The organism is Moraxella nasicaprae (assembly GCF_025643275.1).
Taxonomy (GTDB): Bacteria; Pseudomonadota; Gammaproteobacteria; order Pseudomonadales; family Moraxellaceae; genus Moraxella; species Moraxella nasicaprae.
On record NZ_CP089977.1, the window covers coordinates 699,211 to 716,369 of the forward strand.

Here is a 17,159-nt window from a genome sequence, read left to right on the forward strand (position 1 = left end):
TTTTGCAGAAGATTGATTGATTTAAAAAAATCACCTCATGCAGCCACTCAATCCCATCAATCATCATAATTGACATAATCATCATCAATTAGGATTGTCTTAATAATATTTTTATGCTACATTAGTGATTATCCACTAAGGGATTAGCATAGCATTTTTTGGCAATCATTACACCAAAAAATCAAGTCATCATAAGGAAATCATATGGCTTTAACAGACAAAACCCCCTACAAATCCTACACCCCAGACGATACAGGTCTCATCAACTGGACCTGTGATGAAAATCATGTTTGGCATGACCTCATCACTCGTCAGCAACAAAGCATCATCGGCAAAGCTTATCAAGGCTATCTGGACGGGCTAGACACACTTGCCCTACCAACCAAGTGTGTGCCACAACTGCCTGCATTAGACACCATCTTGCAACAAGCGACAGGTTGGCAAACAGCTGCCGTCCCTGCCTTGATTTCTTTTGGCAAGTTTTTTGACCTGCTGGCAAATCAACGCTTTCCTGTGGCGACTTTCATTCGCACTCGTGAGGATTTTGACTATATCCAAGAACCTGATATTTTTCATGAGATTGTTGGTCACTTGCCACTATTGACACACCCAGAGTTTGCCAATTTTACCCATATTTATGGCAAATTGGGTCAAAAAGCAGACAAAGCGGCACGGGTATTTTTGGCTCGTTTGTACTGGTTTACGATGGAGTTTGGACTCATCAACACCCAAGATGGACTGCGTATCTATGGTGGTGGTATTCTTAGCTCGCCTGCCGAGACTGATTATGCGGTCAGCGGTCAGCCTGAATATCGTCCATTTGTGCTTAACGATGTACTACGCACCCCTTATCGCATCGACAAAATCCAGCCGATTTATTATGTCATTGATAATCCAGAACAGCTATTTTGTCTGGACGAGCATACATTGATGAACGCTGTCAATCAAGCGATGGAGCAAGGGTTATTTGCCCCGCATCCAAGCCTAATCGACCCTGTCTAATCTATCAAAAAAAATCATCATCAAGGAGTAAACCGATGAGCGACTTAAAAAATGCCTTTTGTGAAGCCTGTCAAGCAGACGCACCCAAAGTCACTGACGAAGAACTTGCCGAATTTATGAAACAGCTACCAGATTGGGCGGTTATTTCCGAACCCTTGAAAGACGCTTATGTTTTGCAATTAAAACGAGTATTTAAATTCAAAAATTTCAAAGAAGCAATGGCATTTAGCAATCGCTTGGCAGAGTTGGCAGAAGCAGAAGGTCATCACCCTGGTATTTTTACCGAATGGGGCAAAGTGACTGTCACTTGGTGGTCGCACAGCATCAAAGGCTTGCACAAAAATGACTTTGTGATGGCGGTCAAAACAGACGAATTATTTGCTTAATCTGCTCAATCAAACACGCCCAATCTGATGATGGATTGGGTGCAAAAAAACCCAAGCATCTCTCATCACTAGTATGATGGGGGATTTTTTTATACATCAATTCTCTTAACATCACAAAAAACGACATATCCCAAACCCATCACAGGACAATGATGAGTTTGGATTTTTCAAATTCATCAAAAAATGGCTTTTGATGAGATTTTTGGGCAATCTTGTCATGCCTGAACAGCCATTGCATTCGCTCAAATAAAATCAAATCCCATAAAAAACCGCCCTTATCCGAGCGGTTTTTTTATCCAGTCCAATCAACCTGTAAACACAGGCACCAGACCAAAATACACACCAAGCTGAGCCAAGATATTGATGACACCAAAAATGATGACAAAATAAATCATGAATGAGCCACCAAATGCTCGATAATCACTTTGTCCACCATGTTTAATACGGCTGGCACGGGCAAGCATCGCAGGAACAATCACGCCCCACACCGTCAAGGCAAGACCTGCAAACGCAATGGCGGTCACAAAGCCAAACGGTGCAATCAGACTGGCAACCAATGGCGGTAAAAAGACCAATGCCACCGTCTTGGTGCGTCCTGCCTTATCATTGCCAAATCCCAAAGCATCTGCCAAAAAGTCAAACAAGCCCAATGCCACGCCCAAAAATGAGCTGGTCAATGCCATATAAGCAAATGCTGATAGCGTCGTACCAATGATACCTGACTTGCCAATCACTGCCAGCAAAGTCGCCACATCGCCATCTTTGGCAATCACAGGCAAAAAGTCTGCTCGTGCCAAATTGCCCTGCACCACCACCTGCCAAATCAGATAGAACACCAACGCAAGCATAGTACCAATCAAGACCGCTTTGGCAACTTTTTGGTTATCGCCCTCAAAATACTTAACCATACTTGGTACAGCAATCTGATAGCCAAACGAAGTCAATAGTGTCGATAACGCCACCCAAATATAAGGTGTATAGCTGGTATTGGCGATGGGGTTGGCGTCAATCAGATGGTCAATCGAAACCGTCCCAGCCAAACCAAATGCCGACACAAAAAAGCTGACAATCATGCCAATCATCAAAATCGTCGCCACTCTATCCACAGCACGAGTCGATAGCCAGACAAACACACCAAACAAGCCTGTCAACACCAACGAACCGACTGGCGTACCAACCTCAGCTCCCGTCAAAGTGCTTAGGTGATTAGCCGTCAGACCGCCACCACTGGTGATGTACGCATACAACAAGATATACATCACAAAGATGAGCGACAAGCTGTTCACGAAGTTCCAGCCTTTGCCAAGCAGCTCTTTGGTTAGCGTTGATAAGTTTGCCCCACTTGGAAAATGCGTACTGGCTTCCAAAATCATCAAACCTGATGCGTAAGTACACAACCAAGTATAAAACAACACAGGCAATGACCATAAAAACCACAAACCAGCCGTTGCTGTGGGATTGGCGAGCATACCTGCTCCAATGGCAGTACCAGCGATAATCATCGCTCCGCCAAATACTGTTGGTTTTGAATGAGCCATATCCAATATACCTTGTGCTTAATCAAAATGGACAATGGGCGGTAGTATTGACAAGCACGCCCAACAAAAAAAACATTCGTGGATAAGACAAACCAAGTCGCCATCATGTCAATCTTCTTGATTTAACCAAAAGCAAACTATCTGGACTTGTCACACTTGATACAAACCACCGCCAAAATAAAAGTAAAGCACATTGGCTTATTGACACCATTGTACCCACCTGTTTTGCGATTGTATGCCAAATAATCCACAAAAATCAATAGAAATCTTGGTATAATTTGGATAAATTTATCAATATATCGGTAAATACCATCAATCTGATGGCACTACTGAGTATGTTTTGAGCAATTTTTATCACAAAGAGGCTTGCCTGAATAGATTTTTTCATCACGATACGCCAAATTATGCTACAATAAAATAAATCCTTCCACATAATACTTATCATATGATTTATGATATTATCGGCGACATACACGGACAAGCAGATAAACTCATCGGACTACTTCGCCATCTTGGTTATCAGGACAATGGTCGATTTTGGCAAGCACCACAAGGTCATCAAGCGATTTTTATCGGAGATTTGATTGACCGTGGACATCGCCAACTTGATACACTAAATATCGTCTTTAATATGATTGATGGCGGTTCGGCATTGGCGGTGATGGGCAATCATGAATACAACGCCATCGCTTATGCCACACCACACCCAGATGGTGGTTTTTGTCGCCCACACACCGAGCGAAATACAGGACAGCACCAAGCATTTTTGGACGAAGTCGGCTTTGGTACAGACCTGCACCACTTTTGGCTAAATAGACTATATCAGCTGCCCTTATGGCTGGATTTGCCAGAAGCTCACATCATACACGCCTGCTATGATGCAGCATCAATGGCTGTGTTACGCCCCATCTTGACCAATAAAAATACCCTAACCCCCCAAGCGGTCATCGCCAGCAGCATGGACAATACACCAGAATTTCATGCCCTAGAAAGACTACTCAAAGGCATCGAATGCCCACTACCAGAGGGTGTGCTTTTGACCGATGGGCATGGCATTATCCGTACTCGTACTCGCATCAAATGGTGGATTGACGATTGGCAACACCAGCCACTTGCCAAAATCGCTCAGCTTGGCAGTCATGCCAGCATTAATCTGGCTGATGACTCGCCTGTTTTGCCCACGCCATGCTCGTTTGCACTCACCACCGACAAGCCAATTTTTATTGGGCATTATTGGCTGGACGGAACGCCTGCTCTGCTTTGTCATCAGGTGGCTTGTACGGATTATTCGGCAGGCAAAGATGGCTTTTTGACCGCTTATCAATTTGATACTAACAAACCTGCATTAACGAACGCAGGCTTTGTTCAATACCATCATCATCATGATACTTTGTGTAGATTTGATTCGTTTTTTATGGAAAACAAATAAGGAATAACCATGTCAAACCACCCTCAACCAGCTCCCATCGCCTCGCCTGCTGGCACGCCAAAAGTCGGCATCATCATGGGCAGCCAGTCTGATTGGGCAACGATGAGTGAAGCTGCCAATCTTTTGGCACAATTTGGCGTACCCTTTGAATGCGAAGTTGTCTCGGCACATCGCACACCTGACAAGCTCTTTGACTATGCCAAATCCGCCAAAGATAAAGGACTTGCCATCATCATCGCAGGGGCAGGAGGGGCAGCCCATCTGCCTGGTATGTGTGCCAGTCAAACCCCCTTGCCTGTGCTGGGCGTGCCTGTCAAATCCAGCACGCTAAGTGGTTGGGATAGCCTGCTTTCTATCGTGCAGATGCCCAAAGGTGTGGCGGTGGGGACGCTTGCCATTGGCACGGCGGGTGCATTTAACGCTGGACTTTTGGCGGTGCAAATCCTTTCTTTGCACGATGAGACTTTGGCAGCAAAATTAGACAACTTTCGCCAAACACAGACTGATGGCGTGCTTGCCAATCCAACACCAGGCTTGATTGGCTGACATTCATCTTGATAGTTAAGATGATTTTTTGATAATTTTTTGGCTAAGGGATTTTTTATGACAACAACCATCAACACCATTGGCATCTTAGGCGGTGGGCAACTGGGCATGATGCTGGCACAATCCGCCTTAAATTTGGGTCTGCAATGCGTATTTTTGGAAGATGCTGACAATCCGCCAGCGTCTTTTTATGGCAAAGTATTCAAAAGCAGTCAGCTTGATGAATTCATCAACGCTGCCGATGTATTTACCCTAGAATTTGAAAACACACCTGTCGATACCGCTCAATCTTTGGGCGAGATTACCAATAAAGCAGGCATTTATCCACCTGCCATCGCTCTACGCACCACCCAAGACCGCCTACACGAAAAGGCACTATTTAACCAACTTGACATCGATACCGTGCCTTTTTTGGCGGTCAATGACTTTGATGAATTGCAACACGCCTGTCAGCATCTAGGCTTGCCTTTGGTGCTTAAAACCAGCCGTGGTGGTTATGACGGTAAAGGTCAGTTTGTCATCAAAAATCAAGCCGACATCCATACCGCTTGGGACGAGCTGGGTCAAGCGTGCCAAACTGCACCGCTGATTGCCGAAGGTTTTATCCAGTTTAGCCGTGAAGTCTCCATCATTGCCGTGCGTGGCAAAGATGGACAAATTGGCTACTATCCTTTGGTAGAAAACACCCATCATCATGGCATTCTTGCCAAGACCGTTGCTCCTGCACCTGATGCCAACCATCTGACCGAGCAAGCCCAAAACAACATCAAAAAACTCTTGGAGCATTTTGATTATGTGGGCGTGATGGCACTAGAATTATTCGTCACCGAAACAGGGGTGCTTGCCAACGAAATCGCCCCACGAGTGCATAATTCTGGGCATTGGACGATTGAAGGGGCGGTGTGTAGCCAATTTGAAAACCACATCAGGGCGGTGGCAGGTTTACCGCTTGGCGACACCCGTATCGTCAAGCCGTCAGTGATGCTCAATGTCATTGGTACCTATCCAGTCATCAAAGACATTTTGGCGGTCGATGGTGTGCATTATCACAGCTATCATAAAGAGGAGCGAGACGGTCGCAAAATCGCTCACATCACCGTGATGCCAGCAGACAGCAACACATTGGACGAGACGGTCGAAAAAGTGGTGAAACTACTGCCCAATAAACTTGGCATGTAGGCTGCCGACCACAAGGGTTTGTCAAAATGCGTTTTCTTTTAATAATGGGATTTTAATAAGTGGTATGGTGTTTTCTACCACTTGGGCAAATGAAGTTAATCGGCTTGATTTTATTTATTTTAAGCCAATTAACCAAGCCCAAAGAACCGATTTTGACAATCCTGTCAATATCATCAAATATCACGGCATTTATGACACGACTTATACGCCAACTTATACAGGATTATTTAAGCCGTATGAGCCATCTGATGAATGGGTGCTGACTTTGGCGGACAATCACGAAAGTCTAAAAATCAGATATGGCAACAATACGGCAGGTAAATTCGCCAATGCCAACATTACGCCCTTAGACAATGGCGACTATATTGTCAGTTATGAAAAAGTGCCTTTAAAGTCCAATCAAAGTCCATTAATTATGAAGCATTACATTCAGACATTTGATATTGCGGGAGAATTTTTACGGACAGAAGCTGATGGCAAGCCCAAAACCTTGTTTACCTCCTTTACCAATTATCATGCTTTGCCAAAAATATTAAATTTCCCCAAAGGCTCAAAATGCTATCAATGGCAATTACACGAAAGTACGCCAGAGTTTTATGAATTTTCTCGCAGGGCATCATTTGAGTTATTTAATTTAGACAATAATATGCCAGAATATTGGAGTGATAGAACTCCAAGCGAATATTTGGGCGAAAATAATCAGGTAGCAATTTATCCATTGGAAAATGAAGCAGAAATGCTTACTGATTATGAATTGACTTTTTATTTTGACACCATTTATCAAAACAAATACTATTCTGATGGCATTAAGTTCACTCCCAAAAATGCAATGAAAATTGATGGGCAATCTTGCACCTATTTAAATCCCATTGCGTCTGATTATATTGAAAGCTTATTAAAAACTCATCAAGATAAGATTATTAAAAAAGACACCACCCAATGATTATCTATGCTGACGCTGACGCTCTACCCACCATCGCCAAAGACCTCATCGTCAAAACTGTGGGTCGCACGCAAGTTCAAGCGGTTTTTGTGGCAAACAAACCCATCAAGCTACCGCCATCGCCTTATCTACGCATGATGGTCGTGGCACAAGGTTTTGATGTGGCAGACAACTTTATCGCAACCCAAGTACGCATGGGCGATTTGGTGATTACAAGCGACATTCCTCTTGCTGATGAAGTGCTGGCAAAAGGAGCAAAAGTCTTAACGCCACGAGGCGAGGAGTTTACCGCCAGCAACATCAAGGCAAAACTGAATGCCCGTGATTTTATGGAAAGTTTGCGTGGTACAGGCGTCCTAGACCCCAATCAAATGGGCGGTCAAAAACCTTATGGCGACAAAGACAAACAAGCCTTTGCCAATGGGCTAAATCGTCTGGTTCGCCCTAATTTATCGCCTAATAACAGCCCATCTTAAATCAGGCAATCCATCTTTTGATGATATAAATCATAAAAAATCATCAAAACTGACGAGCTATTTTTTCAAAATTGGTGCATAATAAGACACCTATCACAAAAAATCGGTCAAGCCCCTATGATTGAGCATTGGACAAAAGAACTGGTACTACAACGCCTGCTGTCGGCAGTACTGCTGACGGTGTTGGTGATTTTATGTTTTCAAATCGTGCAATTTTTTATCTCGCCTGCGATTTGGGCGGCGATTTTGGCTTATGTTACCTTTCCTTTGTATCGATTTTTTCATCACAAGGTTCATCTTAGCCCAACGCTCAGTGCTTTAATTATGACGGCAGCGGTGTCTTTGACCATTGGCGTGCCATTGATTATCGGTGTGCTTTTTCTGCAACAAGAAGTCATCAGTTTCTATGGCACGATGGTGCATCGCTTACAAGCAGGCTATGTGGATTTGCCAGAAAGCATCAAAAATCTACCCATCATCGGTCAGCAGATTCGAGATACACTCTGGGAAATCAACAAAGACCCTGAAAGCTCTATGGCAGCCGCTCGTGCATGGGTGCAATCACATCTGTACTATGGCAAGCTGGCGTTGGACGCTGTCCTAAAAAATTTGACCAAACTGGGTATGGCGTTGATGACGCTGTTTTTCTTTTATCGTGATGGCATGAGTCTGATGAAACAGATTCGCCAAGCCATGAAAAACATCATTGGCGACCGTATCGACCACTACATCAACTCAGTGGCAGCCACTACTCAGGCGGTGGTGTATGGCATCGGACTGACCGCACTTGCCCAAGCGTTGCTGGCGGGTCTGGGCTATGCTGTGGCAAATGCACCCAACCCCATTTTATTGACCATCATTACCTTTATGGTGGCGTTAGTGCCTTTTGGTACGCCATTTGCTTGGGGTGGTGTGTCGCTGTGGTTATTGTCTCAGGGATACACCACGCAAGGCATTGGCTTAGGCTTATGGGGAATCTTGGTCATCAGCTGGGTGGATAATCTGATTCGCCCCATCGTCATTAGTGGTGCAACCAAAATTCCATTTATCCTGATTTTTATTGGCGTGCTTGGAGGTCTGACTGCTTTTGGCTTTGTAGGATTATTCATCGGTCCTGTGGTGCTTGCCATCGTGCTGGCAGTCTGGCGTGAATGGATTAGCCAGCATAGAAGTGAAATTTTTGCCAACCAAAATGCTCAAACCACCGCAAACCAGCAAGCCCTACCTTGCGACACCAATAAGACATCATCATGCTAACCATCATTGCTGACGAAAACATCGCCAATATTGATGACTATCTTGGTCATCATCAGGCAAACATCATTAAAATGCACGGACGAGACATCACAGGAGGGCTCGTCAAGGCACATCAAGCAGACGCTTTGTTTGTGCGTTCAGTAACCCCCATCAACGCCCACACCTTTGGCGATTTAAGCAAGACCTCACTAAAATTTGTGGGTTCGGCAACGATTGGCACAGACCATATTGACCAAGCATTTTTGGCAAAACATCACATCAGCTTTGCCAATGCAGCAGGTTGTAGCAAGCATTCAGTTGCTCAATATGTCATCTCAGCCATCTTGCATTTACGCCCAAATGCTCGCCATCAAGCCATCAAACTTGGCATCATTGGACTGGGCAATATCGGTCGAACGCTGGCAACTTATGCCAAAAAATTTGGCTGGCAAGTCATCGGCTATGACCCCCATTTGCCCATCAATGCCATCAATCAACACGATTTTGACACCTTATTATCAGACAGTGATGTCGTCAGCATTCATACGCCTTTGGTCAAAGATGGCAATTACCCAACCTTTGGGCTGTTTGATAAACAAACTCTCGCCAAGCTCAATCCAGCCGCCCTGCTCATCAATACCGCACGAGGCGAAATCATTGATGAACAAGCACTGCTCGATGACATTGCCCACACCAAGCGTCAAGTGGTGCTTGATGTCTTTCCAAGCGAGCCAGTCATCAGCGATGCTCTCATGCGTGCCATCACGCTTGCCACACCACACATCGCAGGCTATACTTTGGAGGGTAAATTGCGTGGTACGGACATGATTTATCAGGCGTTTTGTACGCATTTTGGGCTGGTAGTTTCTCAGGACTTAAACAGCTTACTGCCTGACAACGCTCATCATTTTGATGAATTTTATCGACTATCAGGCGATGATGTTGCCCATGCCATCGCAAGCTACTATCCCATCAATGCCGACCACCAAAGATTATCTTTGGTCAATCATCATGGCGTGCTGGGCGATGATTTTGACAAACTTCGCAAGACCTACCCGTTACGCCGTGAATGGCTAAGTGAATGATGATGACTGATTTTGCCCCCACGCTAAGCCTACCACTTGCCATTGCTCGTGGACAAATGCTTGCTCAAATTCGCCATTTTTTTGCCCAAAAAAATGTGCTTGAAATCCAAACGCCCATTTTGTCGCACGCTGGCAACACCGATGTCTATATCCAATCTGTACAAACTTGGTTTCATCAAGCAGGCAAACCCACCACAGGCTATCTGCACACCTCGCCAGAGTTTGCCATGAAACGGGTGCTGGCTGATTATCGAGTGCCGATTTATCAGCTTTGTCAGGTGTTTCGTGATGACGAAAAAGGCAAAAAACACAACATTGAATTTACGATGCTAGAATGGTATCGTCCTGATTTTGACCTAGACATGCTGGCTGATGAACTGCATGAGCTGTTGTGCGTGGTGCTCAATCGCCCTTTGACCTTACACAGACTAAGCTATGCCCAAAGTTTTTTGGACAAACTACACATTCACCCTTTTTCAGCCAGCATACAGACATTAAAAGACACCGCCTTAACACACGGCATCACGCTGGATATGGGCGATGATAGACAAGGTTGGCTTGATTTATTATTTAGTCACTTGATAGAACCTGACTTAGGGTTTGACGCTCCAACTTTGGTGGTGGACTATCCTGTTGCCACCGCAGCCCTTGCCAAAACCGCCATTGACGCTGATGGTCATGTGGTTGCCAGACGCTTTGAGTTGTATATCAACGGCATCGAAATCGCCAATGCCTATGACGAACTTGCTGATGGCAATGAGCTTGCCAAACGCTTTATGGACGACAATGCCAAGCGAACACAATTAGGCTTGCCTGCCATGCCCATTGATACACGCCTGCTGTCAGCCTGTCAGCATTTACCTGCTTGTAGTGGTATTGCTCTTGGTGTGGATAGGCTCTTTATGGTGCGTGAGTGTTTGGCAGACATCAGCGAGGCGATGATGTTTACGACCGATAAAGCGTGAATCAGATTAAGTGGCTGGCATGGTTTTGCCCAGCACGCCAGCCGCCCAAATGATGAGTGGTAAATCCACCATTTGACCATCGCAAGCAAACACCATTTGCCCTGTTTCTTCAAAGATTTGCCAAATGGCGGTCGCTTTTTTCCAATCATCTTGTTTGGCGATGGCTTGTTTGGCGATGTTGATTTGTTTTGGGTGAATCAGTAGCTGTCCGCCAAACCCAAAATCCAGCCAATGTTGCACACACGCCATCATGCCAGATTCATCATCAAATCTAGGATAAATCGTCTCAATCGGCGGGTGTAGTCCATGAATCGCTGAATGAATCACAAGGTCGGTGCGAATTTTATCAAACATCACGCCTGCTGCCTGTGAGTTGAGCCGTACACCAAGCCCTTTCATCAAATCCAAACAGCCAAAACTTAATGCAAACAAACCCTTGCTTTGGGCAATTTGTGCAATATTTGCCACACCCAGCGGTGTCTCAATCATCGCAATGATGGGTAGGTGGGTTTGCTGGCTTAACATTTGCACTTGCAGATGATTCTCGCATTTGGGCAACAGCAACCCAGATACGCCAGTCAGCTTGGACAGCATTGATACATCATCAGCAAAATCAGCACTGGACACGCCATTGATACGAAGCCAATACGAGCATTCATGCTCATCATCAAACTGTATCAATGACTGGCGAATGGCATCTTTTTGGTCGCAGGCAACGGTATCTTCAAGGTCAATGATGACAGCACTTGCCCCAGCATCAATGGCTTTTTGTACTCTATCTAGACGACTGGCTGGCACAAATAAAAATAGTAACTGCTCCATCATACTTTATCCTTGCTGATGATTGATGACATTGCTAATGTAGCATGATTTGGCGATTTGGGCAATCTTTGCAAGGTTTGCACTTTTTGGCACTTAGCGATACAATAAATTTACTTTTATCATCAGTCAAAAAATTTTATGAATGTACCAAATATTTTAAACAATCCGTCCTTATGGCAACACCAAAGTTTCATCAATAATCAGTGGGTAGATGGCAAGGCAAGCAAATTTGATGTCGTCAATCCCTTTGATGGTCAAGTTTTGACCAGCATTCAAGGGCTTGATTTGGCACAAGTTCACACCGCCATTGATACCGCTCATACCGCTTGGCAGGCTTGGGCAAAAACCAGTGCCAAACATCGTGCCACACTATTGCATCGCTGGGCAGATTTGATTGATGAACACACTGATGACCTTGCCAAAATCATGACCTTAGAACAAGGTAAGCCACTGAGCGAATCAACTGGCGAGATGGGCTATGCCAATAGTTTTATTCGCTGGTTTGCCGAAGAAGGCAGACGAGTGTATGGCGACATCATCGCTGCCAATCAGCCTAATTTACGCCATCAAGTACTCAAACAGCCCATCGGTGTCTGTGCTGCCATCACGCCATGGAATTTTCCAGCGGCAATGATTACCCGAAAAGTCGCTCCTGCGTTGGCGGCAGGCTGCACCATCATCGTCAAGCCAGACAGCCAAACACCGCTGACCGCTTTGGCTCTGGCATATCTGGCACAACAGGCGGGATTGCCGGCAGGTGTCTTTCAAGTCGTACTGGGCGATGCTCAAATGATTGGCGAGGTTTTGTGTCAGCATCCAACCATTCGCAAACTAAGTTTTACAGGCTCAACCCGTGTGGGTAAAATTCTGATGGCAAATAGTGCCAGCACCCTCAAAAAACTATCACTAGAACTGGGCGGTAATGCACCTTTTATCGTGTTTGATGATGCCAATTTAGAACAAGCCGTTGATGGCTTGATTGCCTCAAAATATCGCAATGCTGGACAAACTTGTGTCTGTGCCAATCGTATTTTTGTCCAAAATAACATCAAAGAACAATTTGTTCAACTGCTTGCCAGTAAGGTCGCCACGCTAAGGGTTGGTAATGGCTTGGATAAAGGGGTGCAAATTGGACCAATGATTCATCAAGATGCCCTACAAAAAGCCCAAAAACTGCTCAACACCACCGTCAATCAAGGAGCAAAAATCATCACAGGTGGCGCCGTGCATCACAGTTCTGCTTTGGCTTTGATGCCAACCATCATTGATGGCGTGCGACATGACATGGATATTGCTCAGACGGAGATTTTTGCACCGATTTTACCAATTTTTGGGTTTGATAACGAAAATGAAGTCATCAACCTTGCCAATGACACCCCTTATGGTTTGGCGGCATATTTTTATACCAACAACATGGCTCGTTCATGGCGTGTGTGCGAGGCATTGGAATATGGTATGGTTGCCCAAAATACAGGGCTGCTTTCCACCGAAGTTGCTCCCTTTGGTGGTGTCAAAGAGTCAGGCTTTGGGCGAGAGGGTTCCAAATACGGCATCGATGAATATTTAACCATCAAATATTGGTGCTTGCACATCGATGACTGACCAGCTGTTTTGCTGAAAAACTCACCAAATCTTGCTAGAATATCCCATTTTGCCCAAACATAAGAAATCATTTGTCATGTTTTTTGATTTACGCCAACACAGCTGGCACAGTTACAAAAAAGAACTGTCCGCCTTGACCACCCTAACCCTACCCATGCTACTTGCCCAAATCGCCCAAGTTGGCACAGGCTTTGTCGATACCATCATGGCAGGCGGGGCTGGCAAAGAACACTTAGCTGCGGTGGCGTTGGGCAGTAGTCTATTTTTTACAATCTATGTGACCTTGATGGGTGTGATGACGGCAGTCAATCCCATGCTTGCCCAGCTCTACGGAGCAAATCACACCACCCAAATTGGTGTGCTGGGACGACAGGGCATTTGGTTTGGGTTATTTTGTGGGCTTGTGGGCATGGGTTTGGTGTGGCTTGCCATCGCTCCTTTTCAGGCATGGCTTGATGTCAGCCAGACCACGCTAGGCATCACCGCAGAATATCTATGGTTCATTGGGCTTGCCATGCCTGCTGCAATGGTTCATCGAGCATTGCACGCCTATGCGTCTAGCCTCAATCGACCACGCACCATCATGTGGGTCAGTTGGCTGTGTTTCTTTTTGAACATTCCGCTCAACTATATTTTTGTTTATGGCAAATTTGGCATGCCTTCTCTGGGTGGGGCTGGCTGTGGGCTGGCTACGGCAGTGGTCTTTTGGGTCAATGCCATCGTACTGTGGATATACATCGCCAAAGACCGCTATTTTGCTCCTTTTGGTCTGATGCAGCGATTTGATTTGCCAGACCTTAGGCAGTTTGCAGCGATGCTCAAACTGGGTGTACCCATTGGATTTTCATTCTTTTTGGAAGTCAGCTTATTTACCTGCATCATGTTTTTGCTTGCCAAATTAGATGGCAATAGCGAGGATTTTGTTGCTGCTCAGCAGATTGTGATGAGCTTGACCAGTTTGATTTTTATGATACCATCAAGTCTTGGCAATGCCTCCACCGTGCGTGTCGGTCAAGCCTTAGGTGCTAACCAACCTGCTCAGGCTCGCTACAATGCAGGGGTTGCTATTTCGTTATCAATGGTGCTGTCTGTGGTAACTGCCATTGGTCTGATTGTACTAAGAACGCCTGTTGCACGAATGTACACCGATGATGTTGCTGTATTAGACATCGCCACCACGCTCTTGCTGTTCTCGGCAGCATTTCAGCTGGTCGATGCGGTACAATGTGTGTCTAGTTGTGCTTTGCGTGGCTACAAGGTATCAACCATGCCCATGATTATCCACATCATTTCTTTTTGGGGCTGTGGGCTGATTCCTGGTTACTATCTGGCATTTCATCAGCAAATGGGCATTTATGGTTTTTGGACAGCCTTGGTCATCTCGCTTGGTGTGGCGGCGGTGTGGCTGACTTGGTATCTAGAAATTCATAGCAAAAAAAATTCTGCTGGCAATCAAAGAATGCCATTAGCACAAGAATAAAAAAACCTGCACTTACTGGCTAATTTTAAAAATAACCAAGTCGCTGATGCGGTGTAGGCAAAATCATCGGACGGCAACGCTAGCCACCCTTGTTTTAGTTGTCCATACAGCATAAAAATTTACGGTGGTGGTCTAAAAAGTAACCAAACTGGGTTTTTTCGTTCGCCCTAATCTTGTCAAAGAGCAGGAAAACAATGGCGGCTTGACAAGCTTGCCACGAACGGTTTTCTTTGTAGCATACTTTTTTAAGCCAGAACCAAATTTACTTGTGCTTTTTTTTGACAAGTACTTGCTTTTTTAAACCATACAATCCATAAAAAACACCGCCAATCTGACGGTGTTTTTTGCTTAAATCTTTTCGATTTGTTCGGCTTGTGGTCCTTTTTGACCTTCACCCAAGATGAAAGCAACTTTTTGACCTTCGCTTAATGTTTTAAAGCCAGAACCTGTGATGGCACTATAATGAGCGAACACATCAGGACCGCCAGCATCTTGGGCGATGAAGCCAAAGCCTTTTGATTCGTTAAACCACTTAACCGTGCCGAAAACTTTATTTGACATAAGTATTCCTATCTAAAATGAATAAAAAAATCATGCTATTTATGCCTACTTGCAAAACGAGAGATAACAACGCTGAGCAAGCCCATTTTTATTCAATCAATCAAATAAGAACTTATTAGGATTTTTTAAATATTGCCTTGTATCACTGCCTAGATTTCGCAGTTTTTAAAAAACCAAACCATCAATCTGATTTTCTAACGGTACAAATACCATGGGTGCAGTATAGCAAACTTTTGCCAAATAAAGTATGCTTTTTTATCAAAAAAGCTGATTTTTACCAAAAATTAATCAATCCAAGCACCTGTGCCAACGCAAGTACGCTTGCCAAGCCATACACTTGGGCAAAAGACTGACAAAACGATAAATATTTGGCAGGCACAACCATATCCATTGGGTCATCTGGCAAGTCTTCGCTTTTAATCAAACTGCCACTATAAAAAAAGCCAATCAACGCATATAAAGGATATGCCACCGCCACCGCACTGCCAAACTGAGCGAAGTCCAAAAAATACCACGCCACCGCCGACACCAGCACCCAAACGCTGGTCATCAAGCTGATGATGGCAAAAAAGTTACTTTGGGGCATTTTGCCTTGATTTTTGAGCAGTAGTGCTGCCTCAACATAAACCAAGCACGCCATCAGCAGGCTAAGCACCAAAAAACAAGTTACTAAGTCAAATTTCATCACGATTTATCAAGCATATCTTATTGGTTTTGGCATTATACACCATTTGAGCGGTTTGCCAAAATTGCTTTTATACAAAAAAATTGACACAAAAAACAACCGCCCCAAAAGGACGGTTGTTGGCATATCAAAGAAAAAATTAGTTTTTCTCTTTGTCGATGATTTTGTTACCACCAATCCAAGGCATCATCGCACGCAATTTTGCCCCTGTGGTTTCGATTGGGTGGGCGGCATTATTGCGACGACGAGCGGTCATTGAAGGATAGTTTAGCTGACCCTCAGCGATGAACATCTTCGCATATTCGCCATCTTGAATGCGTTTTAGTGCATGACGCATGGCTTTGCGAGATTCTTCATTGATGACCTCAGGACCTGTCACATATTCGCCAAATTCAGCGTTGTTAGAGATTGAGTAATTCATGTCAGCGATACCGCCTTCATACATCAAATCAACAATCAATTTTAATTCGTGCAAGCATTCAAAGTATGCCATTTCTGGGGCATAGCCAGCTTCCACCAAGGTCTCAAAGCCCATCTTAACAAGCTCAACCGCACCACCGCACAGAACGGCTTGTTCGCCAAATAGGTCAGTTTCGGTTTCATCTTTAAAAGTGGTTTCGATGATGCCAGAACGACCACCACCAACACCAGAGGCATAAGACAAGGCAACATTTTTGGCATTGCCAGAAGCATCACGCCAGATGGCGATTAAATCAGGGATACCACCGCCTTTGACAAATTCAGAACGCACGGTGTGACCTGGTGCTTTTGGTGCAACCATGATGACATCAAGGTCGGCACGAGGTTCGATTTGGTTGTAGTGAATGGCAAAACCATGAGCAAAGGCAAGCGTTGCACCTTGTTTGATGTTTGGTTCAATCACTTCTTTGTATAGCTCACGCTGAAACTCATCAGGAGTCAAAATCATCACCAAATCAGCACCAGCAACGGCAGCGGCAGTTTCAGCAACTTTTAGACCAGCATTTTCTGCCTTTTTCCAAGAAGCAGAACCTTCACGCAGACCAACGGTAACATCAACACCAGAATCTTTTAGGTTCAAGGCATGAGCATGACCTTGTGAACCATAACCGATGATGGCAACTTTTTTGCCTTGAATGATAGACAAATCACAATCTTTGTCGTAATAGATGTTTAAACTCATAAAGGTTTCCTTAAAATAATGCCCAAAATGGGCGTTGGGTTGAATAACATATCATGTAAAAA

General features: G+C 44.7%; 17 protein-coding genes. 12 read left to right on the plus strand and 5 right to left on the minus strand.

Going from position 1 to position 17,159, the window contains the following annotated elements:
* Window positions 1-204: 204 nt before the first annotated feature.
* Window positions 205-1,002, plus strand: a complete 798-nt coding sequence (gene phhA / locus LU297_RS03220; RefSeq protein WP_263076972.1) for a phenylalanine 4-monooxygenase — start codon at window positions 205-207, stop codon at window positions 1,000-1,002.
* 35 nt (window positions 1,003-1,037) lie between these two features.
* Window positions 1,038-1,388, plus strand: a complete 351-nt coding sequence (locus LU297_RS03225) for a 4a-hydroxytetrahydrobiopterin dehydratase (protein WP_263076973.1) — start codon at window positions 1,038-1,040, stop codon at window positions 1,386-1,388.
* A 305-nt stretch (window positions 1,389-1,693) separates the two neighbouring features.
* Here LU297_RS03225 and LU297_RS03230 read toward each other — a convergent pair whose 3' ends face one another.
* Window positions 1,694-2,926 carry an amino acid permease gene (locus LU297_RS03230; protein WP_263076974.1) on the minus strand — a complete coding sequence of 411 codons (1,233 nt, stop codon included), beginning with the start codon at window positions 2,924-2,926 and terminating at the stop codon, window positions 1,694-1,696.
* 445 nt (window positions 2,927-3,371) lie between these two features.
* Here LU297_RS03230 and LU297_RS03235 point away from each other — a divergent pair, with 445 nt between their 5' ends.
* From LU297_RS03235 to epmA, 8 genes are all read left to right on the plus strand, one after another.
* Window positions 3,372-4,355 carry a metallophosphoesterase gene (locus LU297_RS03235; protein WP_263076975.1) on the plus strand — a complete coding sequence of 328 codons (984 nt, stop codon included), beginning with the start codon at window positions 3,372-3,374 and terminating at the stop codon, window positions 4,353-4,355.
* Between the two features lie 9 nt (window positions 4,356-4,364).
* Window positions 4,365-4,901: a 5-(carboxyamino)imidazole ribonucleotide mutase gene (purE, locus tag LU297_RS03240; protein ID WP_263076976.1), complete on the plus strand. Its 537-nt coding sequence runs from the start codon at window positions 4,365-4,367 to the stop codon at window positions 4,899-4,901.
* 57 nt (window positions 4,902-4,958) lie between these two features.
* Window positions 4,959-6,080, plus strand: a complete 1,122-nt coding sequence (locus LU297_RS03245; protein WP_263076977.1) for a 5-(carboxyamino)imidazole ribonucleotide synthase — start codon at window positions 4,959-4,961, stop codon at window positions 6,078-6,080.
* Window positions 6,081-6,144: 64 nt separating this feature from the next.
* Entirely contained in the window at window positions 6,145-7,023 is an 879-nt protein-coding gene (locus tag LU297_RS03250) for a hypothetical protein (protein ID WP_263076978.1), read from the plus strand.
* Window positions 7,020-7,499: a YaiI/YqxD family protein gene (locus LU297_RS03255; protein ID WP_263076979.1), complete on the plus strand. Its 480-nt coding sequence runs from the start codon at window positions 7,020-7,022 to the stop codon at window positions 7,497-7,499. The genes LU297_RS03250 and LU297_RS03255 overlap by 4 nt, the downstream gene beginning before the upstream one ends.
* 117 nt (window positions 7,500-7,616) lie before the next feature.
* Window positions 7,617-8,756 (plus strand): AI-2E family transporter, encoded by a 1,140-nt coding sequence (locus LU297_RS03260; protein WP_263076980.1) that lies wholly within the window; start codon window positions 7,617-7,619, stop codon window positions 8,754-8,756.
* Window positions 8,750-9,820 (plus strand): 4-phosphoerythronate dehydrogenase, encoded by a 1,071-nt coding sequence (locus tag LU297_RS03265; protein ID WP_263076981.1) that lies wholly within the window; start codon window positions 8,750-8,752, stop codon window positions 9,818-9,820. Before LU297_RS03260 ends, LU297_RS03265 begins: the two co-directional genes overlap by 7 nt.
* Entirely contained in the window at window positions 9,817-10,785 is a 969-nt protein-coding gene (gene epmA / locus LU297_RS03270; protein ID WP_263076982.1) for an EF-P lysine aminoacylase EpmA, read from the plus strand. The genes LU297_RS03265 and epmA overlap by 4 nt, the downstream gene beginning before the upstream one ends.
* A gap of 6 nt (window positions 10,786-10,791) precedes the next feature.
* Here epmA and LU297_RS03275 read toward each other — a convergent pair whose 3' ends face one another.
* Window positions 10,792-11,610 carry an HpcH/HpaI aldolase/citrate lyase family protein gene (locus LU297_RS03275; RefSeq protein ID WP_263076983.1) on the minus strand — a complete coding sequence of 273 codons (819 nt, stop codon included), beginning with the start codon at window positions 11,608-11,610 and terminating at the stop codon, window positions 10,792-10,794.
* 135 nt (window positions 11,611-11,745) lie between these two features.
* Between LU297_RS03275 and LU297_RS03280 the strand changes: the two genes are divergently transcribed.
* Together LU297_RS03280 and LU297_RS03285 are read left to right on the plus strand one after the other, a co-directional pair.
* Window positions 11,746-13,209 carry an NAD-dependent succinate-semialdehyde dehydrogenase gene (locus LU297_RS03280; RefSeq protein WP_263076984.1) on the plus strand — a complete coding sequence of 488 codons (1,464 nt, stop codon included), beginning with the start codon at window positions 11,746-11,748 and terminating at the stop codon, window positions 13,207-13,209.
* Between the two features lie 76 nt (window positions 13,210-13,285).
* Window positions 13,286-14,689, plus strand: coding sequence for an MATE family efflux transporter (locus LU297_RS03285; RefSeq protein WP_263076985.1), 1,404 nt, complete (start codon window positions 13,286-13,288; stop codon window positions 14,687-14,689).
* Between the two features lie 348 nt (window positions 14,690-15,037).
* Here LU297_RS03285 and LU297_RS03290 read toward each other — a convergent pair whose 3' ends face one another.
* From LU297_RS03290 to ilvC, 3 genes are all read right to left on the minus strand, one after another.
* Window positions 15,038-15,250, minus strand: coding sequence for a cold-shock protein (locus LU297_RS03290; RefSeq protein ID WP_263076986.1), 213 nt, complete (start codon window positions 15,248-15,250; stop codon window positions 15,038-15,040).
* Window positions 15,251-15,524: 274 nt separating this feature from the next.
* Entirely contained in the window at window positions 15,525-15,935 is a 411-nt protein-coding gene (locus tag LU297_RS03295; RefSeq protein WP_263076987.1) for a hypothetical protein, read from the minus strand.
* A gap of 139 nt (window positions 15,936-16,074) precedes the next feature.
* A complete protein-coding gene (ilvC, locus tag LU297_RS03300; protein ID WP_263076988.1) occupies window positions 16,075-17,097 on the minus strand; it encodes a ketol-acid reductoisomerase in 1,023 nt (340 codons plus the stop codon).
* Window positions 17,098-17,159: the final 62 nt, after the last annotated feature.